Origin of the sequence: Capnocytophaga canimorsus (assembly GCF_002302565.1) — a bacterium.
In the GTDB taxonomy this organism is placed as follows: domain Bacteria; phylum Bacteroidota; class Bacteroidia; order Flavobacteriales; family Flavobacteriaceae; genus Capnocytophaga; species Capnocytophaga canimorsus.
The window spans coordinates 771,292-796,021 of sequence record NZ_CP022382.1 but is presented as its reverse complement, the minus strand read 5'-3'; the positions used below and the strand labels follow the sequence as shown (position 1 = coordinate 796,021).

Sequence of the window (24,730 nt, the reverse complement as noted above, 5' to 3'; positions counted from 1 at the left end):
CTGCTCGAAAATTTCGGGCAGTTTCTTGTTTTGTAGCCTTGATAAGTACTTATTGTTTTATAAAAACACAAAAATCTTTTTCTTACCTTTGCCGTACCCGAAAAGTAAAACATTGTTATGTCGGAAATTTCTAAAACCAGTACACGCACCCTTAAACAATTATATCAATTTGTAAAGCCTTATCAAACAACGTTTTTTTTGGTGGCTTTTTTGGCAGTATTGGCTTCAGTTTTTGCTACAGCTCAGCCTTATCTGATTAAAATTACTATAGATGATTACATCGTAGCGAAGAATTATGATGGGCTTGTACTGATGACCTGCATTATGGTCGGATTATTGATTTTGGAGGTTATCACTCAAATTCTATTCTCTTTTTATGCCAATTGGGTGGGGCAAACCGTCATTCGAGATATTCGAAAAGCCCTATTTTCCCATTTGTTGCAATTAAAAATGAAATATTACGACAAATCATCAGTGGGAGTATTGGTTACTCGTGCGGTAAACGATATGGAACGAATAGGCGAGGTGTTTAGTTCCGGATTATTTGAAATAGCTAGTGATTTGCTTAAAATGGCGGTGATTACTGGGGTAATGTTTTTTGTGGATTGGCGTTTGGCTCTGATAAGTTATATCACGATGCCTATTATTTTATATGCAACACGTTGGTTTCAAAAGTCGATGAAGTCTGCTTTTTCTGATGTTCGAAAGGAAGTGGCAAATCTTAATGCTTTTGTACAAGAACGTATTTCGGGTATGAAAATTGTTCAGCTTTTTGCTCGAGAACAAGCTGAATTTGATAAGTTTAAGAGTATTAACGAAAAACATAAAAAGGGTTGGCTCAGAACCATTTGGTACAACTCTATTTTTTTTCCTGTAGGTGATTTACTCTCGTCTATAACCATTACACTGATTGTTTGGTACGGAGGTTTTCACGCCATTTTAGACAATTCTTTGGATTTAGGAACGATTTTCCTATTCATACAACTCTCGCAGATGCTTTTTCGTCCGCTTCGCCATATTGCCGATAAATTTAACACTCTACAAATGGGAGTTATAGCCTCCGAACGGGTTTTCGCCATTTTGGAAGCCGATGAAAATCTAGAAAAAGGAGGAGGCAAAGAGCTTAAAGCGGTTCAAGGAAATATTCGTTTTGAAAATGTTCGTTTTGAATATACTCCTAATGAAGAAGTTTTAAAAGGAATTACGTTTGAAGTAAAACAAGGGCAAACTGTGGCTATTGTTGGAGCTACAGGTGCAGGAAAATCAACAATAATAAATTTGCTTAGTCGTTTTTACGATATTAAAAGTGGGGCTATTTATATTGATGAGGTTGATATCAGTACTCTAACCCTTGATTCTTTACGCAAACACATTGGGGTAGTGCTTCAAGATGTATTTCTGTTCGCTGATAGTATTTTAAACAACATTACGTTACAGAATCCTCAAATTACTGAAGAAGAGGTGATACAAGCAGCTAAAGACATCGGTATTCACGATTTTTTAATGCAACTTCCAGAAGGATATCACTACAATGTGAAGGAGCGAGGTACAATGCTTTCTGCTGGGCAACGTCAGCTTATTGCATTTCTGAGAGCTTATGTATATCAACCTGAAATTCTTATTTTAGATGAAGCTACTTCTTCGGTAGATACGTATTCTGAAAAACTTATCCAACAGGCAACCGATAAGATAACACGAGGTAGAACCTCTATAATTATTGCGCATCGTCTTACTACCATCGAAAAAGCGGATAAGATTATCGTTTTGGATAAAGGCAGTATTGTTGAAACGGGCTCGCACCGAGAATTGTTAGCTTTGGAAAACGGATATTATCGAAATTTATATGAAGTTCAATTTAATAAGAAAGAGATTGAAAACCAATAAAATAATTATATTATGAGATTATCATTTAGTATTCTGATGTTATTTTTTTTAGGGGTTATACAAGCCCAAGACAAGCCCAATATTATTTTCATTCTTGCTGATGATATGGGGATTGGTGATGTGTCTCCCTATGGACAAAAAACAATTCAAACTCCTAATATTCAGAAGTTATCCGATGAAGGAATGACTTTTTCTGATTTCTATGCAGGAAGTACCGTTTGTGCTCCCTCTCGTGCTTCAATGCTAACAGGTCAGCATACGGGGCATACCAAAGTGCGTGGCAATGGTGAATATCCTTTAGATGATAAAAAACAAATATTTCCTGAAATTTTGAAAAAGGCAGGTTACCAAAATGCTATCTTTGGCAAATGGGGAATGGGACTTAAAAACAGCCCTAGTACACCATTAAGCAGAGGTTTTGATGCCTTTGCAGGTTTTTTACATCATATAGATGCTCATTTCCAAACCCCTGATAGCCTTGATGTTATCCGTCAAGGACGATTAGAACGAATGGCATTACAGCAAGGAACCTATGCTAACGACTATTTTTTGAATCAAACCCTTGATTTTATTGATAAAAATGCCAATAAATCTCCGTTCTTTATATATTTATCACTCACTGTGCCACACGCCGAACTTTCCGTGGCTGACATCCATTATGAAAAACAATTTGATAGTAATGGAACAAGTATTCACCCCAACGAGAAAGCGTTCAAAGGCGGACATTATGGAGCTCAAGAATTTCCGAAGGCCGCCTATGCTGCTATGGTTTCAAGTATTGATTATTACGTGGGGCAAATACTTCAAAAAGTAGCTGATAAAAATATTGATGATAACACTATAATTATTTTTTCAAGTGATAATGGGACTCACGTAGAAGGCGGAAGAACTGCTCAAGATGTAGCATATTTTCAAAGTAGTGGGGAGTATCGAGGAGTAAAACGTGACCTATATGAGGGCGGAATTCGAGTACCTTTCATTGTGCGTTGGAAAGGACACGTAGCCCCCAATTCGCAAAGTAATTTCAGAGGAGGTTTTTGGGACCTATATCCTACTTTTTCAGAAGTAGCTGGGGTTTCTCTTTCCAAAAATGATCCCTTAGATGGGATATCGTTCAAAAATGCATTGTTGGGTAAAAGACAAAAAAAGCATAAATATTTGTATTGGGAATTTCACGAGTTTGGTGGTAAACAAGCTCTTATAAAAGGCAATTGGAAGGCAATTCGTTTGAATGTAAGCCAAGACCCTAAAGGAAAAATAGAGCTTTACAATCTCAAAGACGATGTTTCGGAAACTCGTAATTTGGCGGATAAGTATCCTTGTAAAGCCCGAAAAATGACCAAATATTTAGATGGAGTTCGTACTCGTAGTGAAATTTTTAATTTTACCTTTAAAAAGAATAAATGATAATGTTTTCATAAAATGATATGAATGAAACATTATTTTGTGTACATTCGCCCCCGAATTTAAAATAAAAGCATTATGAAATCATACTTATTTATGGGTGCTATTCTTTTGGCACAATTGTCTTTTGCTCAACAGGTTACTGATTCATTAATAGTTCCGATGGCTAAAACAGAAGCAGAACTTAAAGCAGAAAAAGAAACTTTGAAAGCTGAAAAGCAGCAGTTGAAAGCTGAAAAGCAGCAGTTGAAAGCTGAAAAGCAGCAGTTGAAAGCTGAAAAGAAGGCTCAGAAGGCTAAAGAAAAAGCCCAAAAAGAAGCAGAGAGAGCTGAAAAAGAAAGACAAAAAGCCTTAGTACAAGCAGAAAAACGAAAAAAAGAGTACGCTAAATTGCAAGTTAAGGTTCAAGGAATGAGAACTAAAATTGCCGATAAACAGTCTGAAATTGCTAAGGAAAAGAATAAGTTCGAAATGAAAAAAATGAAAGGTAAACTTTCTCCTAATGATGAAATCAAATACAAAGAGCGCATTCTTAAAAAAGAGCAGCAGCTTAACAAATTAAATACCGAACTTTTCAAATTAGAGAATAAAGCGAAAAGATTGATGTAAAAAATAAAGCCTCCCAAAGGGAGGCTTTATTTTTTACATTTTCCAATGGAATTCAATATTTTGTACAATTTCAGGGTGTAAACTTTTTCCTACAGGACAAGTTTTAGCAGCATTTTCCAAAATAGTTTTGTGTTTTTGGTTTACTTGCACAGGGATTTGAAAAAAGACATCTATTTGTGCAATTCTTCGTGGATTTTCTCCCATATGTTTGGTAATTTCAGCGGTCATTCCAGTTAAATCAATATCCAAATCACGGGCTTTAATTCCCATAATAGTCATCATACAACCCGCAAGGGCAGTAGCTACAGTATCAGAAGGCGAAAAAGATTGTCCTTTTCCATTATTATCTGTAGGGGCATCGGTTACTATTTTATTGCCCGATTTAATGTGTTCCCACTCAGTTCGTAAATCACCCAAATAGGTGGCTTTTGCAGTAATACTCATATCTGATGTTTTTAATTATTGGCTTCTTTAATTTCTAAGTTTTCGTATTTCATAATATAAACTCCTTGATTTTCATATCCTCCTCCTTTTAAGGGATTTTTTTGGTAGAAGAACTTGTTTTCTACGTGTGAAGTTTCTTCAATAATGGAACTCGCATTAGAAAAATTAGCAGTTACAGCCAAACGTAATACGGCATCCATCGTTAAGTCAAAACCTCGTATGGCGTATCGGTTAGGTAAAATGCCATAGGTTTTGAAGTATTGTTTTGAAAAATAATCAGCCCCATCGCTATGTTTATTGAATGAAGGATAAGTAAATTTTAGGTCAGACAATTGAGTAAGGGAAATGTTATTATTGTCGTAAACACTTCCTTTTTCAATGGTGGCTAAAACAATTTGTAACTTATTGTTTTGAATGTAAATGTTGTGTAATGCTTGAATTGTGTTGGTAACATACGCAATATCGTTGGATTGTAACAGGAAGAGATTATTTTTTTGAGGGTCAATCACTTTTTGTATGCTACCACTAGTTACATTGTCAATTACTATTGCTGAAGGAAATTGATGTTGTAATTTTTCACGGATTGTAGCGTTTTTTGCATCTGCCAGAATAAAAATTTTGGAATTTGAAAAGTTGTCAGTGATATAGTTTAGCATTTTTAGCTGTTGAATTTCATCGGGAGGTAATGTTTGGAAAACATTAGGCTTCAAATCAATATTTTTATTGGAAAGTGGCGCAAGAATGATAGTTTCAGGGCTTGTGATATGGTCAGATAGGGTATTGAAAGGTTTGGCAAGGAAAGGACCAATGATGAGTTGCGATTTACGAACTGATTCATTATTACTGATTTTAGCAATACTTTTCTCTGAGCCTTCACTGTCAAAAACATTGACTTTGAATTGGTAACCCATTTTTTGTAAAGAATCCAAAGCGATTAAAGCCCCTGTATAGAAATCGGTAGCATATTGTGTGATTTTATCTCTATCACTGGTCAACCGATTTTTTAAGGTAAGATATATATCTCCTTCATTTTTAATATTTTGAACTCTGAAAGGGAGGATATAAGAAATTTCTTTTACATTTTTGGTTGATGCTAACGACTCCAAATTTAGATTTGAATCTTTTGGAGAGCTATTCAGGTCGAGGTCATAGGTAGAAGCATTTTTAAAGCGTTCAAAATTTGCCTTCGGAATCCATATCTGAGAGTCTGATTTCAGGCCTTTTTTCAATTCTGGATTTAATCGGATAAGTTCGGCTTCCGATAGCCCGAATTTACGCTCCAAGCTATAAAAACCTTCTCCTTTTTCGGCGAAGTACAAAACGGCATCTTGTGGGTGAGATGTATCGGCAGTATCGGAGAAGGAAGGAATCCAAATTTCTTGTCCTTCTTTAAGATTATCAGCATTGATACCCGGATTCATACGTTCTAAAACCTGTTGTGTAGTTTGATGATTTTGAGCAATTCGCCATAATCCTTCTTTAGGTTTTACTACGTATTTTTTCTGTCCAAAGATGCCTTTTTGTACCATTTCTACTTTCTGTTCATAGGTAGGAATGGTAATTTCTTCTCCTTCTTTTAATCCTCTGGTGTACAAATCCATATTGTATCGTTTAAGGGTATCCATAGAGAGCCCATATTTCTGTGAGAGTCCAAATATGGTTTCTTGGCTGGTTACAATATGCTTTTTAAATCCAGAAGGTTTTTGAGTGTTGTAGTGCTTTACATTTCCTAGCGGGATGGTGAGTACCAATCCTGATTTTATCCCGTTTTCGGCACTTGGGTTTAGTTTAAGAATGTCTTTTGGGGAAATTCTGTAAATTTTAGCGATTTCATCCAAATGGTCATTTTCTTTAACGGTATAGCTTTGTTGTTGAGCCCAACCCCAACCGTACATAACCATAAAAGCAAAAAAGATAGATTTTCTTCCCCAGCGAAATATTTTTTTGTTTGATACTTTCATTTTCAATTGTTTTAATGCAGTACGCAAAATTACAATTAAAGTTTGAAGTAGGCAAGGGGAAGTTTAAGGATAAAACGTAAAGAATAAAGTAAAAGAGAAGAAATTTTCTTAATGAGTTAATGTTAAAATTTGGTGAAATTTCACCAAATTTTAAACGAAACTTATTAGTTTAAAACCTTGAATACCTATTTCTTACTTAAATTGGTATAAAGTTATAAAAAATCCTTCGGTACTACCGAAGGATTTTTGTTTTTACCATTTTCTTACGAGGTTTTATCTTTCAATGGTTTGAGTCCTATCTGGACCTACCGAAACTACCGTAATGGGTACTTCCAAGGCTTCTTCCAAGAAAAGGATATAATCCATCAGTTCTTTGGGAAGTTCTTCGTTTGCTTTAAGTTTGGTTAAATCTTCTGACCAACCTTTCAATTCGGTATATATAGGAGTCACATTGTGTGGCTCAATATTGTAAGGCAGATAATCCGTTTCTTTGCCTTGATATTGGTATGCAGTACAAACCTTTAAGGTGTCGAATCCGCTTAAAACATCGGCTTTCATCATCATTAGTTGGGTAACCCCATTGACGCGTACAGCATATTTTAAGGCAACCAAATCCAACCATCCACAACGGCGCTTTCTGCCCGTTGTAGCCCCAAATTCATTACCTACTCGTCCCATAGTTTCTCCTACTTCATCGAAAAGTTCCGTAGGGAACGGACCGCTTCCTACACGGGTGGTATATGCCTTGAAAATACCGATAACCTCCCCAATTTGGGTAGGAGCTACCCCTAATCCGGTACAAGCTCCAGCGGCTGTGGTATTTGATGAAGTTACAAACGGATAAGTACCAAAATCAATATCTAAAAGTGAACCTTGAGCCCCTTCGGCAAGGATTTTCTTCCCGCTTTTGATGGCTTGATGCATATATTCTTCACTATCGATAAAGGTCAGATTTTTTAAGGTTTTGATGGCTTCAAAGAACTCATTTTCCAATTCTTGAAGGTTATATTCAATATCCACGTTGTAATGCGAAATCATCTCTTCGTGTTTATCGGCAAGGTTACGATAACGAGTCTCAAAATCAGAAAGTTCAATATCGCCTATGCGTAGCCCATTGCGTCCTGTTTTATCCATATAAGTTGGACCAATACCTTTGAGTGTAGATCCGATTTTTGCTTTGCCCTTTGATGCCTCTGAGGCAGCATCAAGTAGCCGATGTGTGGGTAAAATTAGGTGCGCTTTGCGTGAAATTAACAAACGCTCTTTAAGATTGATGTCAAATTTTTTAAGTGCATCCATCTCTTTTTTAAAGATAATGGGGTCAATAACCACCCCGTTGCCTACCACATTTATGGCATTTTTATGAAAAATTCCTGAAGGAATAGTATGTAAAACGTGTTTTATTCCGTTGAATTCTAGGGTATGTCCCGCATTTGGACCTCCTTGAAACCGAGCTATAATATCATAGTTTTGTGTTAAAACATCTACAATTTTTCCTTTTCCCTCGTCGCCCCATTGCAAACCGAGTAATAAATCTACTGCCATCTTGGTTATTGTTTTTCTTGTGCGTTATCTTTGTTTTCTTTATTCTGTGTCGCGTAAAAATACAACGAATGATTTGAAATTTTAACGTCAAATACCTCCTCAATTGTTTTTTGAATGGCTTGAATTCGGGGGTCACAAAACTCAATGACCTCTCCGGTATCGGTTAAAATCACGTGGTCGTGTTGACGATCAAAGTAAGATTTTTCATAATGAGCTTGATTTTGACCAAACTGGTGTTTACGTACCAATCCGCACTCTAAGAGAAGCTCTATGGTGTTATATAGGGTAGCACGGCTCACGCGATACTTTTTATTTTTCATTTTGATATATAATGATTCAATATCAAAATGCTCTCCGCTTTCATAAATTTCTTTTACAATTGCGAAACGCTCAGGGGTTTTTCGATGCCCATTTTCTTCCAAATATTTGGTAAAAACCTTTCGGACAATTTCTAAATTTTCTTCATTAGCCATTGCTTGGTGTTTTCTTTTTTTAGTTCAACGTACAAAATTACAAAAAATTAGTTATACATTGCCTCAATTTCTTTTCGATAACGTACATAGATTACTTTGCGTTTTAATTTTAAAGTAGGGGTAATTTCATTTCTGTCAATCGAAAAAGCTTTCGGAAGCAAAGTGAATCGCTTAATTTTCTCATAATCAGGTAAATCCTTTTGAAATTTCTGCAAACGCTTGTTAATAAAATCAATTACCTGACTATTTTTAATCAAATCCGTAGTGTTTTTGTATTTGATATTTAAATCAGCCATCATTTGTTGTAAAACCTCAAAATTAGGTACAATTAAAGCGGAAACAAACTTTCTTCCGTCGGCAATAACGGCTATTTGATCAATAACGTTATCCTTACCTACTTTACCTTCAATGTGTTGCGGAGCAATGTATTTGCCATTGGAGGTTTTCATTAGTTCTTTGATTCGGTCGGTAATGAAAACATTATTGTATTTATCCAAATTTCCAGCGTCACCTGTCTTTAAAAATCCGTCTTGGGTAAAGGCTTTTTGGGTTTCTTCCGGATTTTTGTAGTACCCTTTCATTACCATACCTCCTTTGACTAAGATTTCGTTGTCTTCGCCTATTTTCATTTGCGTGTCGGGCATAAGTCTGCCTACCGATTTTAGGTTGAAATCAATATCGTCCCAACACGAAACGGTGGCTAAAGTTTCTGTCATTCCGTATCCTAGTTTTACATTTACCCCAATGGCTTGAAAAAAACGCCCAATGGAAGGTTCTAAATTGGCTCCTCCGCAAGGCATAAAACGAATACGTCCACCCAATGATTGTTTTAATTTTGAGAATACTAATTTTTCGGAAATTTGATATGCTTTTTGCAAGAACCACGACGGTTTTTTATGCTTTTGTTTGGCTTTAAGCATCTGTTTTCCGCTTCGAGTAGCAAATGAAAAAACAAGTCGTTTTACCAATGAAGCCCCCGAAATCATATCGTAAACCGTTCCGAATACTTTTTCATAAAATCTTGGTACAGCACACATTACCGTAGGCTTCACCTCCAATAGGGCAGATTTGATTTCCAGCGGATTTTCCAAAAAATGGTTTGTAGCCCCTTTGTAAAGAGAGTAGAAAGTCCAAGCTCTTTCAAAAACGTGTGACAAGGGCAAAAATGCCAAAGAAACATCTTCTGAAGAGAGTTTTAGACGAATGTCGTGATTTTTAAGTTGATGAGCTAAATTTTCGTAGTCCAACATTACTCCTTTGGGGTCACCTGTAGTTCCAGAGGTGTAAATTATGGTAAATAAATCATTCAAACTTCGGTTTTCTATTTGGGTTTGCAACTGCGCATCTAGCTTTGCAGATACACCATATTTTATGAAATCTTCCCAAGTGATAGACCATTGTTTTTCTTTAAGAGGAATGTTATCCTTCATCAATATGATTTTTTGAAGTGAAGGACTTTTTTCAGCAAATGCTAAAGCTTTATCATATTGTTCTTCTCCACCTACAAACAACATTTTTATCTCGGCGTGATTTACCACAAAAGCGGCTTGTTCAGCGGTGTTTGTGGCGTATATGGGAACTGTAATTGCCCGAATTTGCAGGGTAGCAAGGTCGGCAATTGTCCATTGAGGCATATTCTGAGAAAATATACCTACGGTGTCTTGCGGTTGAACACCAAATGCTAATAAGGCTTTTGAAAGTGTGTCAGTCATTTGCCCGAATGTTTTCCAATCGATGCCCTCCCAACCTGTTGAAGTTCGGTGCATTAAGGCATTTTTTGATGCGTATTTGTCAACATTTTTACGAAAAACATTAACGTAATGAAGATTATTCAAATTCATAACTAAGCAATTAGTGGGCAAAAATAAATATTAAATTTAATAAAAAGTGTGCTGTACCTCAAATATTCTAATATATTCAGGTGGATTGTTTTTAAGTGTCTGAAAATAAATAAGATATTTAGGTTTCGTTTGATTTCCACTTTTCAGCATAATAGCGAATTACATTTTTATCAAAGTAAGGTTCTTCATCTATTCTACCTAAACAAGGAATTCCACTTTTTTTCAAAATGATTTCTTCCGAAGATGCATTTTCTTCCCCACTAAAAATAATACCATAAGGGGTTAAATTTCTGTTTTTTAGTGCTTCTATAGTAAGTAAAGTGTGGTTGATACTGCCTAAATAATGTCGTGAAACGATGATGATTCTATCCGAGGGCAGTATCAAATCGGCAATAGTTGTTGTTTCGTTAAGCGGAACTAACAGCCCCCCAGCGCCTTCTATTACCAGATGATTTTCAGTTTTTGGACGAATAATTTTGTTTATTTCGATGGTGGTATCATCTAATTTTGCTGACAGATGTGGGCTGGCAGGTATGCTCAAAGCATAGGCGTTGGGGTGGAAAAAGGTTTTGGAGTTTGAAATCCAGCGTTTTATTTTGTGTGTGTCCGAGTTTTCCAAATCTCCTGATTGAATTGGTTTCCAATAATCTGCATTTAGAGCTTCAGTCAATATGGCAGCAACAATGGTTTTTCCTACTTCGGTAGAAATTCCTGTTACAAAATAGGTCTGTTTTTCCATTTTAATCAGATGATAAAAAGTTGTTTTTAAGGCTATGGTTTTTCTTTTTTGGAAACATCCATAACGGGAACAAGTCCGTTAGAAGGCATATAGATGATTTGTGGCAGATTGCCTTTGTCAGCTAATTTTTCTAGTGTTCTGATAAACAAATACTGATTATATACCGAGTTTAATGTTCCGTTCTCAATCCTCATAGCTTCAGCCATTCCTCGAGCGCGTTCAATTTCAGCTTGTGCATTCAATTTTTCGGCTTCTAATCGGGCTTTTGCCTCTTCAATTAAGATTTTACGGTTTTGTTCTGCCTTTGCCATTTCAGCTTTTCCTGCCATTTCTTGTTGCCATACATTGTAGATAGGTAATCCAAACATCAACGCTGAAATGATAGTTATCATACCCAATGCACCCAATGAAATAGCTAAAATAGGGACCTTATTTTTCATATTTTTAAGATTTTGTCTTTTAAGCAAAGTTATATTTTTATTTTGTAAAAGCAAAAACTAAAATGAAATGAGTTATTTGAGCTTGGTTATTAGAATGTTACATAAATTTTCAATTTCGGAAAATGTATTGAAACTATGCAAACAGATGCGTAGGCGTTCTTGTCCTTCTGCCACTGTGGGAGATAGAATAGGAATTACCCCAAAGCCCTCTTTTTGAATATCTTCCGAAATTGATTTTACGAAATCATTTCCCGACAAAACGATACCTTGAATAGCTGATTGTGAGGGGATGAATCTTGATTTTAGTCCTATTTTTTCTGCTTTTTTTAGAAAAAAAGCGATATTTTTTTGCAGAAGTTCTCTATTTTGTGTTCGAGATAGTTCTTGATATCCTGCTAAAATGTGAGCAACGTTGTGAGGTGGCATCGCTGTGGTATAGATGAAAGAACGGGCAAAATTAACTAAATATTGCTTTAGTTCGTTAGAAGACAATACACTGGCTCCGTGTCCGCCAAGGGCTTTTCCGTAGGTCATTATTCGGGCGAAAACACGATTTTCTATTCCTAAATGCTGCACCAAGCCACAACCGTCTTTGCCCAAAACCCCAAGTGCGTGAGCTTCATCAACGATTAGAAAGGCATTGTATTTTTCAGCTAAAAGCACCATTTTTTCCAAATCGGGGCTATCACCATCCATCGAAAATACCGATTCAGTAGCGATAAAAATATTATTAGAATTGCTCGTGTACTTTTGTAACAACCGCTCCAAACTCTCCAAATCGTTGTGTTTGAATTTGTAAGCTTGTGCTAAACCTAAGGATATTCCGTCACGAATGGAAGCGTGTATGTACTCATCAAAAAGTATGATATCGCCACGTTTGGGTATGCTAGAAAAAAGACCCACATTGGCATCGTAGCCCGAATTGAAAAGTAAACAACTCTGTGAGTGGTGAAATTCAGAAATGGTATGTTCTGCAATTTCGTGTAAGGGCGTGTGCCCCGAGATGAGTCGTGAGCCCGTAGCCCCGTGCTGAATCGGATATCTTGAAAGTATTTCTTCATTAAATTGTTTAATTTCACGGCTTGAGGCAAATCCTAAATAATCGTTAGAATAGAAGTCTACTTTAAAATGATTAACTTTTAGGGTGCGTAGTGCATTTTTTTCTTTGCGCTGATTTAGCCTTTCTGTGATGTGCTTAGGGATGCGTGGCATAGTTATACTTTTAGATTCCAATCTGTTACCGACTCTATAGGTGTGTCATTATATTCCAAAGTCCAACCTAATGATTTAGTAAGGATTAAAATATTCGAAAGTTCGGAAATTAAACGATTTTTAGCATTAGTTTTCAAAGTAGTAGCTTCTATTTTTTTTCGCAGTTGCTCATCTACTTTCTTGCGAATTTTAGACACATCTTCCGCCTTAAACGGATTCATTTCACTTCTGCTGACGTCAAAATATTGTAAATCAGGATATACTTTTATTTCTACTTCGGGTATAGATTTGATAATCACTCTTTTGTTCTGTTCGTCCAACTCATAAGTAATCTTGCTCAAATCGTATCCGACGGTTACATCAGCATTGACCACTACCAAAATATCCTTTTCGAAAGAAAAAATATCCATAAAATATTTTTTACTTTCTTTGTATGAGATGACCTCTGCGAAATGTCCTTCAGTAACGATGAGTTTGCTTACATTTTCAATTTGCGTTTGAATTAGTGCCGAATTTGCTATTATCGTTTCTTGAGTTTGTTTCTTATTTATAATAATCTGAAAAACAACTAATAAGATAACTGCACAAGAAAAACCAATTAAAAATCTTTTCATATTAAAAACTCAGAGTTATAGTCCAGAAATATTTTGCTCTTTATCCGATTCTACTTGATATGAAAAACGTATTTTTCTGGTTTCGTTAGGCTTAAGTTGAACCTTCCATTTTAAAATTCCTTTTTCGGCATCATTAATAGCCTCATTAGTTGTTCCAAGCGAAACTTTAATAGTTTTTTCCGAACTAATCGGATATTGGTCTTCTACATCAACCGTTACATTTTCGTTTTTGTTGTTTCGCAAAGTGATTTCGTAGGTAAAGGATTGTAGCTTTTTGGAAGATAATATTTTATTTTCTGATTTTTCAGCTATAAGTTTTCGTTCAGCAACGATTTTTTTATCTTTGCCTAAGCTCAATTGTAATTGCTGTTGTGTTTCTTGCGGATTGATGTAGGTTTTGCCTACGTAGTTGTTTTCAAAAACGACATTAGCTTGTCCAGCAAGCAGATTGTATTTTCCGTAATTTTCTAATTTAGCCAGTAGGTACACGTTATTATCCAACTTTGGAGCGGTATAATGCGTGAAATCTACAGGAATCTCTAATTTTTTTAGCGAAACGCTATGATTTTTTCCATTGGAAAGAATCGTATAAGGGACATCAATATCAAAATTAACATTAAGTTGTGTTTCATTTACCACCACCAAATCGTTCAAAGATTTGTCTTCCAAAGATATAGCCGAAGAGTTAGCAGAAAGCGCTCCCGTTTCCAAATTTTTAGTGTAAGCTGCTGGTGCTTTAAGAATAACCACTTCTTCAATGTATTGAGTTTGATAACCAACAAACCAGGGGTGTAAAGTTGGTGCTTGATGCTGATGATTGACATAACCACTTGATAGTCCTATCTTTATGTTTTTCCAATCAACGCCTGTAAATTGCGTTACATTGGCGTTGTAATTCAAGGCAATAGGTTTGTTTATCTTGTCAATACGAATTTCGTAAAATGGAGTCCATCTTGCTTGATGAGTAATGTAGTTAATTTCAAAAGGAGTTTCTCCGCCTTTCTCATTCATCACTTGAAGTACTAATTTTCCGATATTTTGATTGTTTTGCCCCTTTGAAGTACCCAATTGAAATTTCAAAGTATTTAATTTTTTTTGTAGTGTTTCTCCTTTTTCAGAGAGTATTTTGATTTGTTTTTCGAGTTCAAAACGCTTGTTTTGATAATATTCTAAAAGTTTTGAAAGCTCAGCTACACTCATATTTTGCCCTGATAAAGTTTGGTTTTTATCCAGTAATTCTAATGATTTTACCACTGCATTTTTTTGCATTTGATTTTCTTGAATTTCTTTTTCAGTGCGTACCATTTCATTGTAAATGGGTTGGGTCGTTTCGGAAATGTAATGGTTTTCAATTCCATCAATGGGCTCATTTGAAAATCGGACAGAAAGCACCATTACATTAGGTAACGATTTGATTTGTACTGTATTTTCATCTAAAGCGTTGGCAACATTAAGGAGAATCACCTCAGAGGTTCCTTTAGGAAGTGTTGCTTTTGCAGTTTGTTGTATTTCAGCACCATTAAAATACACTTGTGCTTTCTCTGTTTTCACGTGAGAAAAGATAGGAGCTTGAGCAAACATCGGAACCCAAGCAAAAGTCGATAAAAATAAAAGTAGTTTATTCATCATAAATCTGTTTTTAAGTCTGATAATATCAATAATTATGCCTTTTTTGAATTAAACAAAGTCTCTACAAAAAAACATTCAACAAAAAAAGGGTTGTTTGTTGGCTGATTTTTTTCGTAATTTGCCCATTATTTCATATATCAATGCATATTCAAGAGCAAATATACGACGTTATTGTAATAGGAGGGGGAGCTGGTGGTTTTTTTTCTGCTATCAATATAGCTGAAAAACATCCTGATAAGCGTGTTTTGATTTTGGAGAAAAATAAGGAAGCTCTGGCTAAAGTGCGTATTTCAGGCGGAGGCAGGTGTAATATAACAAATGGTGAATTTATTGCTTCACAGTTGGTTAAAAATTATCCTCGCGGAGAGAAAGAATTGCTTGGGGCTTTTCATAAGTTTATGACTGGTGATACCATACAATGGTTTGAAAGTCGGGGAGTAGCTCTAAAAACTGAACCTGACGGGAGGGTTTTTCCTCAATCTGATAGTTCACAATCCGTGGTAAATTGTTTGCTGAATGAGGCTAAAAACAATAAAGTATTAGTGGAATACCAGCAACAAGTTCAAGCCATTGCACGAAACGATAATTACTGGCAAATCAGTACCAAGACTACTGTTTTTCGTACTGAAAAAATAGTGATAGCTACAGGAAGTAGCTCTAAGATATGGAACTTGTTACAAGCCTTAGGGCATACTATCATTCCACCCGTGCCTTCTTTGTTTACATTCAATACCCAAGATGATTTCATAACCAATTTGTCAGGAGTAGCTTTACAAGCAACTGTTTTTTTGACTGATTTGGATTCAAATCCATTGAAAATCAAAAATAAACGTGTTGATTGTGGTGGGGTTTCTGCACCTTTACTAATAACACATTGGGGATTTAGCGGTCCAGCAATTTTGAAGCTCTCGGCTTGGGGGGCGAGGGCTTTGGCAGATTTGAACTACAAATGCAAACTTCAAGTCAATTGGTTAAATTTTCAAGGTCAGCTAAGTACTTTACAACAAGCAATAACTGTTCTACAACAAGGAAAATCGGAAAATGCCCGAAAGCTAATATCAAATTTTTGTCCGTTTCAACTTCCTAAGCGGTTATGGATAAAGCTGTTACATCGGGTAGGTATTGACTTGCAGCAAACTTGGGCAGTAGTGAATAAAAATCAATTACATCATTTGGCAGAGCAGTTGATTTTGTCAGAATTTGTAATTAACGGAAAATCAACTTTTAAGGAGGAATTCGTCACTGCGGGTGGAGTTGCTCTTAAAGAGGTCGATTTTAAAACGTTCAAAAGCAAAGTACTTCCTGATATGTATTTTTGCGGGGAAGTACTTGATATTGACGCTATAACGGGTGGATTTAATTTCCAAAACGCTTGGACGGGCGGCTATTTGGTAGCCGAAAATATTTTTCCTTAAAATTTGTTGCTATTTCTGGTGGATAACCAATTTTTGCCCTATTTGTATGTTTGTACCTTTAATTTTGTTCCAGCGTTTGATGTCAGAAACCGATACTTTGTAACGAGTAGCAATTTTACCCAAAACATCTCCTTTTTTCACTTTATGAATGATACGTTTTCCGCCAGAGACGTATTGGTCGCCTTTCACCAATTCAGGAAGTGGTTTTTCGCGTTTAGCGATTTCTTCATTAATGTAGGAATAAACAATTTCTTCATTGGCTACGAACTTTCCAATTTCTTCAACAGGAAGACGAAGCCCATAATTTTTACCCGCAACGTAAGGAACCACATCTAACTGATAGGAAGGGTTAAAAAATTGAATTTCTTTAATATCCATTCCTGTTATTTCAGCGATGTTTTTGAAAGGAACAGCTTGTTTTACGCGTATGGTATCCGTTTCGAAGTGATGATTTTGCCTTTTTTGCGGATTGAAGCCGTGTTCGGAGGCATATTCAAAAATGTATAAAGTAGCCAAAAAAGCAGGTACATATCCAGCCGTTTCGCGTGGCAGGTGCGGACGTAAATTCCAATAGTTTTGTTTTCCATCAGAGCGTCGCATTGCTTTGGTAACATTACCAGGACCAGAGTTGTAAGCTGCTAAAACCAAATCCCAATCTCCAAAGATGTCGTACAAACGACTCAAATAACTTGCGGCTGCTTTAGTAGCCCGTACAGGATCACAGCGTTCATCTACGTAATTACTCACCTCTAAACCATACATTCTTCCTGTGGCGTACATAAATTGCCATAGCCCTGTAGCCCCCATATACGAACGAGCCTTAGGGTTTAATGCTGATTCTACTATGGCTAAATATTTCATTTCCAGTGGAATTTTTTTAGCGTTCATTTCCTGTTCAAACATTGGGAAATAATAATCGCTTAAACTCATTAGTCGTTCTAATGACGAACGTCGGTTTTTTAAAAACGATTTGATTACTCTTTCTAAAATCGGATTGTATTCAATGTTGAAAGGTGTCTTTTGATTGAGTGCCTCTAATCGGCTTTTGAGTACTTCGGTAGGCAGTTCTTCGTAAATAACATCGGAGGTGGGCTGGTTAGCAACAGCTTCGCTCATTTGAAAAAACAACTCGGAGTTGGTAAGTTCACTAAGCCATTTTCTGTCAAAACTTTCTGCCTGAGGGTGATCTTTCAAAACGTAAATACCTTGCTTTTGAATGTATTCGGAAGGCGATTCAATCTCTGAATTGTCTAGAATATCAATAGATTTTTCTTCAATTTCCGAGAGGGTATCACTAGGCACTTGCTGAGGTTGTTGCCCTTGAATTACATTTATAAAACAAAGTAATGAAGCAAATATAAGAGATTTTGTTTTCATAGAGGTCTTTTAAAAAATAGGTTACAAAAATCAAAACTTATATCCGAAATCGCAAATTTTTATATTGTTAAAAAAACATAATTCTGAAAAATGATTCAGTTATCTGCATATTTCCTCTATCCACCAAGTATCAATCAAAGAAATACTAAAAACTCCTGAAATAAGTGTGATTTTTAGTAGATTATGCAATAAAATGTATTGTTTTTGCTTGTTGCTTATCCAAAGGAAAAATATATAAAAATATAAAAAAACGCAGGTAAAGGCAAGATAGTACTTCATATTTCCTACATCAAAATGGGTTAATAATGCATAAATGGGGATAAAGCACATTAAAACTGCAATTGAAATGGCTATTTTCGACACTTTTTCGCCGTATTTTACAGCAATAGTTTGGTAATTTTGAGCTAAATCTCCTTTTAAACTTCTTAAATCTTTGGTTAAATCTTTAATGAGGATTAGTAAGAAAACCAAAAAGGCGTGTACGAATATGATGAGGTCAAAATTTTTGTAATACAGAAAGATAGCGAAAAAAGGAGTGATAGCAAGTAGAGCAGCAGTAACGTTGCCAACAAATGGGATTTTTTTTAGTCGATGCGAGTAAATCCACATTCCGAAAATGTAGGCAGAGAAAAACAAAATAGCTCTGAAAGAAACGTATCCAGCAACAAAAATAGAGAAAAAATTGAGTAAAAAATAAGCGGTAAGTTTGGTGTTCTGGCTGATTAAACGATCAATCATTGATTTAAATGGGTTGTTAATCAAGTCTTTTTCGTAATCGTAGAAGCTATTGATAATGTAACCTCCTGCAACAGCGAAAGCCCCTGCTACTACCAGCATAAAAAGCACATCGTTAAAGAAAACTTCCTTAAAGCTCTCATTTTTTGAAAACACAAAAACAGCCGCTAAATATTGGGCGACGCAGATGGTCAATATATTGTACCCTCTTACCACCGAAAACAATCCGAGCAATTTTAGTAGGTAACGTTTTGTTCGATGTGATACAATCATTTGGGTTGGATAATCTCAGGAAACTTCTTACTAAAGCTATTTTAAAACTGATATACAACTTCTATTTTATGTCCTTCAAGAGTTTTTTTAGCTTTCTCAATATCTTCGGTAAATCCTAACATATATCCGCCTCCACCTGAGCCGCAAAGTTTCAAGAAATAATCCCCAGTATCGATACCTTTTTTCCAAAGAGCGTGAAATTCAGAAGGAATCATTGGTTTAAAGTTATTAAGAACCACTTTTGAAAGTTTTTTCACATTCTTGAAAAGGGATTTTACATTTCCTTTCAGAAAATCATCAATACAAGCGTCCGTATATTTGATGAATTGCGTTTTTAACATACTCTGAAAGGCTTCATTTTTCATATTTTCCATAAAAATACGAACCATCGGTGCTGTTTCACCTACAACGCCACTATCTAACAAAAAAACTGCTCCTTTGCCGTTTATCGTTTGAGAGGGTATCCCTGTAGGCTCAATATTATCTTTGGAATTGATAAGAATTGGTAGACTCAAATAGCTATTCAAAGGGTCTAAACCAGAGGATGTTCCGTGGAAAAAACTTTCCATTTTCCCGAAAATATTTTTCAGTTGCAGAAGTTTTTCTCGGGTTAAATTCTCCAAAACCGTGATTTTATTGTGGGCGTATTGGTCGTAAATGGCTGCAACCAAAGCTCCGCTACTCCCAACGCCATAACCTTGTGGAATGCTACTATCGAAGTACATTCCGCTACTGATGTCTTTTTTTAGTTGCTCAATATCAAAAGTAACAATTTCAGGATTTTCTGAGGATAATTGTTCCAGATGGATAGCGAACTGAGCTAACGCTTGGTTTGACTTTTTTGCTTCTGCCTGTTTGCTTTCATCAATTTGGTCAGGCATTTTTAAAGCTCCATTGTAGAAATTATACGGAATAGCCAACCCTTTGGAATCCTTGATGATGCCATATTCCCCAAAGAGTAAGATTTTTGAATAAAATAAAGGTCTCTTCATTTAAACTATTTCGGAGTTAGGTGTTGTTTTATTTTTTAATTTGGTTGCGTTGTGAAAAGTATGATAAACATTCTTTTTTAGTATATCAAACTTTTAAAATCAACATTTCTAATTCGATGAGTTAGAAATTTGGTCGCAAATATACTGCTTATTTTCACAAAATGCAATCAATTCATCTTTAATAAATTGCAAAACTTCGTTTTTGTGAGAATCGGGATATAAAACGTGTACGTTGGCACCAGCATCTAAAGTGAAGCAAACAGGAGTTTTGGTTTCTTGCCGGAACTTCCAAATGCGTTGAATAACTTCTAAAGTGTTGGGTTTCATTAGTATGAAGTAAGGAAGACTGGTCATCATCATTGCGTGAAGTGTTAAGGCTTCACTTTCAACAATTTCGATGAACTTATCTAAATCGCCATCTCTAAAAACAGGAATTAATTTATTAAGATTTTCGTGAGCTTGTTCGAAGCGTTTTTGAGCAAAAGGATGATTGTGCATCAAGTCGTGTCCTACAGAGCTACTCACTTGCTTTTGTCCTTTATCAATAAGCAAAATCGTATCCTGATAATTTTTAAAAACATTGTTAATTTCAAAAGGATACGGAACTCCATAAAGGTCAGAACTTTGCGGAATAGACTTATGTTCTCCCCAGACCACAATATTTCCTTGTATGCTTCGACAGGCACTTCCTGAGCCCAAACGAGCTAAAAGTGAGGCTTTTTGCCAAAAATCGTTTTCTGAAATATTAGGGTTTAACTGCCTTTCAATCTGCATCAAACATACTGACAATGCTGCCATAGCACTTGCTGAAGAGGCAATCCCACTACTGTGCGGAAAGGAATTTTCTGAATATATTTCAAAATGATAATCCTTCAAAAAAGGCAAGTATTCGTAAATCCGATTGAAAAAAATAATTATTTTTGGGTGGAAAGACGGCTTTGGCTCTTTTTCAAAAAAGAAAGTAAACTGAAAATCATCAGTAGGTGTTTCTAATTTTTTAAAACGAACTGAAGTTTCTGTATAACAATTGGTTAGTGTGAAACTAACGGAAGGATTTGCAGGGATTTGCCCCTCAAGTTTTCCCCAATATTTAACCAAAGCAATATTGCTTGGTGCTTTCCAAGAAACTGTTCCAGAGGCTATATTAAAATCGTATTTTGGAGAAAAAAAATCAGTATATACCATATTGTAAAATAATATTTTGACAAAGGTACGGATAAAAAATCTTAAATAAAAATTCATACCTTTGCCCCAAAAAGATATCTTATGAAATTAAATTATGTATTGTTTGCTACGTTCGGATTTGTATTATCTTGCAAAAACATTGAAGAAATAAAGGTAGCCCCAGAGGCAGAGAGTAATACTCAAAAAGCTGAGGCTCAATTACAAGCACAACGCTCAAATACGAATCCTTTTTCGGGGCAAAATGTGTCATCAGCTACAACATTTTCATCAGCTGTTGGGGTTAAGATAAACCCACCACACGGAGAGCCAGGGCATCGTTGTGATATTCCCGTAGGTGCACCCCTTGATGGTTCGCCACAGGTTCAAAATCAGCAACCTGATGTGGTTGTTTCTGCATCTCAACCCATTGAGCAACAGATTGATGTAATACCTCAATCTACTCAACCTGTTGTTTCTGGGCAAACTCAAGCAGGGTTTTCCGGAAAACCCAATCCGCCACACGGTGAACCAGGGCATCGTTGCGATATTGCTGTGGGAGCGATATTGCCTTAAATTGCTTTATACATTAAAAATTTTGTTTTTGATTGAGCTTTATGGTCAAATAAAACGAATGGGTAAGACTCAATTGCCCAATTACTCAAATTATATTATTTTTGTCCAAAGCTACACTATTGAATTATGATTAAAAAAATTAGTAAAGTTGTTTTTGCTACCCCTTTAACAACTGCTGTGTTTCTTGCTGTTGCTGTTGTGGTGGGAATGGGAATAAAAAAAATGATTAAGTTTATTTTCTCTACTCGGCTGATGGCGATTTTGTTTGTCGTTTTTGCCGTGGCTATGGCTTTGGGTACGTTTATTGAAAATGATTATGATATTGAAACTGCCCGAATTTGGGTATATAACGCTTGGTGGTTTGAGTTGATTATGTTCCTTTTTATGATCAATTTCATTGGGAATATAAAGCGTTATAATCTGTTGAAACGAGAAAACTGGTCAGTGTTTTTGTTGCATATTTCGTGGGTATTTATCATCATCGGGGCTTTCATTACCCGATATATCAGTGATGAAGGCATAATTTCCTTACGGGAAGGTGAAACGGCCGATTTTTATATTTCCGACCGCACTTATGTAACTGCCTTTGTCGATGGAAATCATCAGGGCGAAGGGTTTAGAAAAACCCACCAAAAGGAAGTTTTATTTTCCAAAAGGGCAAAAAATAGCTACCATTGGAAGTCTGATTTTAAGGGAATTCCTTTTGAGATATCTTATAAAGATTTTATACGCGGGGCATCTGACGGTTTTGTGGAAGACCCAGAAGGGGAGTATTATCTGAAAATTGTTGAAACTATTGGAGGAAATCGGCACGAGCATTATTTGAAATACGGAGAGGTAGCTAACTTTCATAACATATTGTTTGCTTTAAATCGTCCGACCCCAGGGGCAATCAATATTACGATGACTGAGGAAGGAAATTATATAAACTCTCCTTTTTCAGGGACTTATATGAATATGGCTACTCAACAGCGCTTTGATGTAGTTAAAGACAGTCTTCAGCCTTTACAATTCCTTTCCTTATACAATTTAGGGCAGAGTGCTTTTGTAATTCCGCAGCCCTTGGTTCGGGGTAGGGAAGGAGTACAACAACTTCCGCAAGAACAGATTTCCAAAGAAAGCCCCAATGCGGTGGTTTTTGAAGTAAAATCGGGTGAAGAGGTGAAAGAGGTTGCCGTTTTAGGAGGTAAAGGATATATCAATCCTCCTACAACTATTAGCGTTAACGGATTGGATTTTCATCTGCATTATGGTTCTCGGCGCGAAAATTTGCCTTTTTCAGTTACTCTTAACGATTTTATAGCGGATAAATACCCAGGAACAGAAAAAAGTTATTCTTCTTTTATGAGTAAGGTAACCGTAAAAAGTGATGACGTGTTTGATTATGATATTTATATGAACCATATTTTAAATCACAAGGGACATCGACTTTTCCAAGCTTCCTTCCATCCCGATGAAAAAGGCTCGGTATTGTCGGTCAATCAAGATTATTGGGGGACTTTATTTACCTATATCGGGTATGTATTGCTCTATATCGGATTGATAGCCTTTATGTTCCTTGGAAAATCCCGATTTATAAAATTAGGGCAACAACTCAAAGAAATACAGGCAAAACGTATGAAAATTTCGGTTTTATTACTGTTATTTTCAACCCCAATGTTGGCACAAAATTCTGATTCGCATCCTTTTTTGTTTGATAAAACCAAAATTGATTCGCTATTACAAGCTACTACTGTAGATGCAGCTCACGCCGAAAAATTTGGTGAGTTGGTTATACAAGATGCTGGACGAATGAAACCCATACACACCTTTAGCTCTGAGTTACTTCGAAAAATGAGTAAAAAGGATACGTTTAAGAATATGGATGCTAATCAGGTGTTTTTATCAATGATGTTAAATCCGGTAGTTTGGTATCACGTTGATTTTATATTCATTAAAAAAGCTAATGATAGCTTACATAAAATTCTTGGGGTGGAAAAAGGCAAGAAATATGTCAGTGCTATTGATTTTGTTGACAAACAGATGCGCAGTAAGCTAGACCCTTATTTGCAAGAAGCCTATGCCACCAACACACCAAATCAGTTTCAGAAAGATTTTAAAGAAGCTGACCAACGCTTACGTTTGTTAGACAGAGCTTTATCTGGAGATATATTGAAAATCTTTCCGCTTTTGGAAACCGATAATAGCAAATGGGTCTCACCGGTTGAATTTAGGTATAATCCTGAGGGAGTGAAAGATACCTTGTATGCTAATTTTATTCACGGTTCGGTGCCTTTGTATCTGAATATGTTACGCGATGCCATCAAAACGGGTAATTACGAAAATGCTGATGCTTTGTTAGAAGCTTTTAAAAAGAACCAAAAGAACCACGGTGAAGCTGTGCTTCCTGCTCAAAAGAAAATACAAGCCGAAATAGTTTATAACAAAGTACATATATTCAATAGATTATTTCAATATTATCTGTTTGCAGGGCTTGTACTGTTTTTTGTTTCTGTAATTCAGATATTTTCAAGTAGAAATAAAGTGTTGAATTTCATTGGTAAAGCATCTTGGATTTTTCTTTGTGTTTCCTTTTTATTGCATACTTTGGGGCTTGTAGCCCGTTGGTATATTTCTGGTCACGCTCCTTGGAGCGATGCTTATGAGAGTATGATTTACGTGGCTTGGGCAACGATGCTTATGGGAGTGATATTTGCGCGTCGCTCTCAACTCACCTTGGGGGCAACTGCTTTTGTAACCTCAATGATACTGATGATTGCTCATTGGAACTGGATGGACCCTTCTATAGGTACGCTTCAGCCTGTGCTTAATAGTTATTGGTTGATGATTCACGTAGCGGTTATCGTGGGGAGTTATGGACCATTTGCTTTGGGAATGATTTTAGGAGTGGTATCTATGTTCTTGATGATTTTTACCAATTCAAAAAATAAACAGCGAATCTCGTTGGCCATCCAAGAATTAATGATAGTTGGCGAACTTGCCTTAACCTTAGGTTTAGTAATGCTTACCATTGGTAATTTTTTAGGCGGAATGTGGGCAAATGAAAGTTGGGGACGTTATTGGGGCTGGGACCCTAAAGAAACTTGGGCATTGGTAAGCATTATGGTCTATGCCTTTGTGATTCATATGCGTTTGGTACCAGGTTTGCGTGGACGTTGGGCTTTTAGTTTTGCTAGTGTGGTTTCTTTTTTCAGTATTTTGATGACTTATTTTGGTGTGAATTTTTACCTTTCAGGATTGCATAGTTATGCCAGTGGTGAGAAGATAATAACACCTTCATTTGTTTATTATTCGGTTGCTTTTGTACTGATTTTAGGGGCAGTTTCTTTTTGGCGCTATCAAGTGAATTACAAAAAGTAAACGTAAAGTTAGTTTACCAAAGGTGTGAGGTTCGTTTTTCAGCATT

General features: G+C 36.1%; 20 protein-coding genes. 6 read left to right on the top strand and 14 right to left on the bottom strand.

Translation table 11 applies throughout. The features are described 5' to 3' along the window. The first annotated feature begins 117 nt into the window (after positions 1-117). The 3 genes from CGC47_RS03470 to CGC47_RS10770 all read left to right on the top strand — a co-directional run bounded on the left by CGC47_RS03470 (position 118) and on the right by CGC47_RS10770 (position 3,897). Entirely contained in the window at positions 118-1,884 is a 1,767-nt protein-coding gene (locus tag CGC47_RS03470) for an ABC transporter ATP-binding protein (RefSeq protein ID WP_042001777.1), read from the top strand. Positions 1,885-1,896: 12 nt separating this feature from the next. Further along, the gene (locus CGC47_RS03465; protein ID WP_232779687.1) at positions 1,897-3,291 is read left to right on the top strand and encodes an arylsulfatase; all 1,395 of its coding nucleotides are present in this window, start codon (positions 1,897-1,899) and stop codon (positions 3,289-3,291) included. Between the two features lie 75 nt (positions 3,292-3,366). Beyond that, positions 3,367-3,897, top strand: coding sequence for a hypothetical protein (locus tag CGC47_RS10770; protein WP_095899986.1), 531 nt, complete (start codon positions 3,367-3,369; stop codon positions 3,895-3,897). 33 nt (positions 3,898-3,930) lie between these two features. Here CGC47_RS10770 and CGC47_RS03455 read toward each other — a convergent pair whose 3' ends face one another. The 10 genes from CGC47_RS03455 to CGC47_RS03410 form a co-directional block, all read right to left on the bottom strand. Beyond that, complete coding sequence (locus CGC47_RS03455) at positions 3,931-4,341, bottom strand: OsmC family protein (protein WP_013997692.1); 411 nt, start codon at positions 4,339-4,341, stop codon at positions 3,931-3,933. Between the two features lie 11 nt (positions 4,342-4,352). Continuing rightward, positions 4,353-6,302, bottom strand: coding sequence for a LysM peptidoglycan-binding domain-containing protein (locus CGC47_RS03450; protein WP_231552389.1), 1,950 nt, complete (start codon positions 6,300-6,302; stop codon positions 4,353-4,355). Positions 6,303-6,575: 273 nt separating this feature from the next. Beyond that, positions 6,576-7,847, bottom strand: a complete 1,272-nt coding sequence (locus tag CGC47_RS03445; protein WP_042001771.1) for an adenylosuccinate synthase — start codon at positions 7,845-7,847, stop codon at positions 6,576-6,578. Between the two features lie 5 nt (positions 7,848-7,852). Continuing rightward, the gene (locus CGC47_RS03440; protein WP_013997689.1) at positions 7,853-8,320 is read right to left on the bottom strand and encodes a Fur family transcriptional regulator; all 468 of its coding nucleotides are present in this window, start codon (positions 8,318-8,320) and stop codon (positions 7,853-7,855) included. A 47-nt stretch (positions 8,321-8,367) separates the two neighbouring features. Continuing rightward, entirely contained in the window at positions 8,368-10,161 is a 1,794-nt protein-coding gene (locus CGC47_RS03435) for an AMP-dependent synthetase/ligase (RefSeq protein ID WP_042001768.1), read from the bottom strand. Positions 10,162-10,279: 118 nt separating this feature from the next. Beyond that, positions 10,280-10,900: a dethiobiotin synthase gene (bioD, locus tag CGC47_RS03430; protein WP_042001765.1), complete on the bottom strand. Its 621-nt coding sequence runs from the start codon at positions 10,898-10,900 to the stop codon at positions 10,280-10,282. 32 nt (positions 10,901-10,932) lie between these two features. Continuing rightward, positions 10,933-11,340 carry a hypothetical protein gene (locus CGC47_RS03425; RefSeq protein ID WP_042001762.1) on the bottom strand — a complete coding sequence of 136 codons (408 nt, stop codon included), beginning with the start codon at positions 11,338-11,340 and terminating at the stop codon, positions 10,933-10,935. A 72-nt stretch (positions 11,341-11,412) separates the two neighbouring features. Beyond that, complete coding sequence (locus CGC47_RS03420; protein ID WP_042001922.1) at positions 11,413-12,552, bottom strand: aminotransferase class I/II-fold pyridoxal phosphate-dependent enzyme; 1,140 nt, start codon at positions 12,550-12,552, stop codon at positions 11,413-11,415. Between the two features lie 2 nt (positions 12,553-12,554). Beyond that, the gene (locus CGC47_RS03415; RefSeq protein WP_042001759.1) at positions 12,555-13,166 is read right to left on the bottom strand and encodes a DUF4230 domain-containing protein; all 612 of its coding nucleotides are present in this window, start codon (positions 13,164-13,166) and stop codon (positions 12,555-12,557) included. A 15-nt stretch (positions 13,167-13,181) separates the two neighbouring features. Continuing rightward, positions 13,182-14,795, bottom strand: coding sequence for a DUF4139 domain-containing protein (locus CGC47_RS03410; RefSeq protein WP_052456181.1), 1,614 nt, complete (start codon positions 14,793-14,795; stop codon positions 13,182-13,184). Positions 14,796-14,935: 140 nt separating this feature from the next. On the opposite strand from CGC47_RS03410, the gene CGC47_RS03405 reads away from it, so the two are divergent. Continuing rightward, positions 14,936-16,210, top strand: a complete 1,275-nt coding sequence (locus tag CGC47_RS03405) for a BaiN/RdsA family NAD(P)/FAD-dependent oxidoreductase (protein WP_231552388.1) — start codon at positions 14,936-14,938, stop codon at positions 16,208-16,210. A 9-nt stretch (positions 16,211-16,219) separates the two neighbouring features. Here CGC47_RS03405 and CGC47_RS03400 read toward each other — a convergent pair whose 3' ends face one another. From CGC47_RS03400 to CGC47_RS03385, 4 genes are all read right to left on the bottom strand, one after another. Then, positions 16,220-17,587 (bottom strand): lytic transglycosylase domain-containing protein, encoded by a 1,368-nt coding sequence (locus CGC47_RS03400; RefSeq protein WP_042001753.1) that lies wholly within the window; start codon positions 17,585-17,587, stop codon positions 16,220-16,222. Positions 17,588-17,686: 99 nt separating this feature from the next. Next, positions 17,687-18,595 carry a geranylgeranylglycerol-phosphate geranylgeranyltransferase gene (locus CGC47_RS03395; protein WP_095899985.1) on the bottom strand — a complete coding sequence of 303 codons (909 nt, stop codon included), beginning with the start codon at positions 18,593-18,595 and terminating at the stop codon, positions 17,687-17,689. Positions 18,596-18,636: 41 nt separating this feature from the next. Further along, positions 18,637-19,587 carry a mevalonate kinase family protein gene (locus CGC47_RS03390; protein ID WP_095899984.1) on the bottom strand — a complete coding sequence of 317 codons (951 nt, stop codon included), beginning with the start codon at positions 19,585-19,587 and terminating at the stop codon, positions 18,637-18,639. Between the two features lie 108 nt (positions 19,588-19,695). Next, positions 19,696-20,772 carry a diphosphomevalonate/mevalonate 3,5-bisphosphate decarboxylase family protein gene (locus tag CGC47_RS03385; RefSeq protein ID WP_042001751.1) on the bottom strand — a complete coding sequence of 359 codons (1,077 nt, stop codon included), beginning with the start codon at positions 20,770-20,772 and terminating at the stop codon, positions 19,696-19,698. A gap of 81 nt (positions 20,773-20,853) precedes the next feature. Here CGC47_RS03385 and CGC47_RS03380 point away from each other — a divergent pair, with 81 nt between their 5' ends. Both CGC47_RS03380 and ccsA read left to right on the top strand, forming a co-directional pair. After that, a complete protein-coding gene (locus tag CGC47_RS03380; RefSeq protein ID WP_052456180.1) occupies positions 20,854-21,324 on the top strand; it encodes a hypothetical protein in 471 nt (156 codons plus the stop codon). 126 nt (positions 21,325-21,450) lie between these two features. Further along, positions 21,451-24,684 carry a cytochrome c biogenesis protein CcsA gene (gene ccsA, locus CGC47_RS03375; protein WP_231552387.1) on the top strand — a complete coding sequence of 1,078 codons (3,234 nt, stop codon included), beginning with the start codon at positions 21,451-21,453 and terminating at the stop codon, positions 24,682-24,684. The last annotated feature ends 46 nt before the right edge of the window (positions 24,685-24,730 follow it).

Bases quoted from the DNA above. Each gene is read 5' to 3' on its own strand.
- CGC47_RS03470 (WP_042001777.1), top strand. From the start codon at position 118: ATGTCGGAAATTTCTAAAACCAGTACACGCACCCTTAAACAATTATAT.
- CGC47_RS03465 (WP_232779687.1), top strand. From the start codon at position 1,897: ATGAGATTATCATTTAGTATTCTGATGTTATTTTTTTTAGGGGTTATA.
- CGC47_RS10770 (WP_095899986.1), top strand. From the start codon at position 3,367: ATGAAATCATACTTATTTATGGGTGCTATTCTTTTGGCACAATTGTCT.
- CGC47_RS03455 (WP_013997692.1), bottom strand. From the start codon at position 4,341: ATGAGTATTACTGCAAAAGCCACCTATTTGGGTGATTTACGAACTGAG.
- CGC47_RS03450 (WP_231552389.1), bottom strand. From the start codon at position 6,302: ATGAAAGTATCAAACAAAAAAATATTTCGCTGGGGAAGAAAATCTATC.
- CGC47_RS03445 (WP_042001771.1), bottom strand. From the start codon at position 7,847: ATGGCAGTAGATTTATTACTCGGTTTGCAATGGGGCGACGAGGGAAAA.
- CGC47_RS03440 (WP_013997689.1), bottom strand. From the start codon at position 8,320: ATGGCTAATGAAGAAAATTTAGAAATTGTCCGAAAGGTTTTTACCAAA.
- CGC47_RS03435 (WP_042001768.1), bottom strand. From the start codon at position 10,161: ATGAATTTGAATAATCTTCATTACGTTAATGTTTTTCGTAAAAATGTT.
- bioD (WP_042001765.1), bottom strand. From the start codon at position 10,900: ATGGAAAAACAGACCTATTTTGTAACAGGAATTTCTACCGAAGTAGGA.
- CGC47_RS03425 (WP_042001762.1), bottom strand. From the start codon at position 11,340: ATGAAAAATAAGGTCCCTATTTTAGCTATTTCATTGGGTGCATTGGGT.
- CGC47_RS03420 (WP_042001922.1), bottom strand. From the start codon at position 12,552: ATGCCACGCATCCCTAAGCACATCACAGAAAGGCTAAATCAGCGCAAA.
- CGC47_RS03415 (WP_042001759.1), bottom strand. From the start codon at position 13,166: ATGAAAAGATTTTTAATTGGTTTTTCTTGTGCAGTTATCTTATTAGTT.
- CGC47_RS03410 (WP_052456181.1), bottom strand. From the start codon at position 14,795: ATGATGAATAAACTACTTTTATTTTTATCGACTTTTGCTTGGGTTCCG.
- CGC47_RS03405 (WP_231552388.1), top strand. From the start codon at position 14,936: ATGCATATTCAAGAGCAAATATACGACGTTATTGTAATAGGAGGGGGA.
- CGC47_RS03400 (WP_042001753.1), bottom strand. From the start codon at position 17,587: ATGAAAACAAAATCTCTTATATTTGCTTCATTACTTTGTTTTATAAAT.
- CGC47_RS03395 (WP_095899985.1), bottom strand. From the start codon at position 18,595: ATGATTGTATCACATCGAACAAAACGTTACCTACTAAAATTGCTCGGA.
- CGC47_RS03390 (WP_095899984.1), bottom strand. From the start codon at position 19,587: ATGAAGAGACCTTTATTTTATTCAAAAATCTTACTCTTTGGGGAATAT.
- CGC47_RS03385 (WP_042001751.1), bottom strand. From the start codon at position 20,772: ATGGTATATACTGATTTTTTTTCTCCAAAATACGATTTTAATATAGCC.
- CGC47_RS03380 (WP_052456180.1), top strand. From the start codon at position 20,854: ATGAAATTAAATTATGTATTGTTTGCTACGTTCGGATTTGTATTATCT.
- ccsA (WP_231552387.1), top strand. From the start codon at position 21,451: ATGATTAAAAAAATTAGTAAAGTTGTTTTTGCTACCCCTTTAACAACT.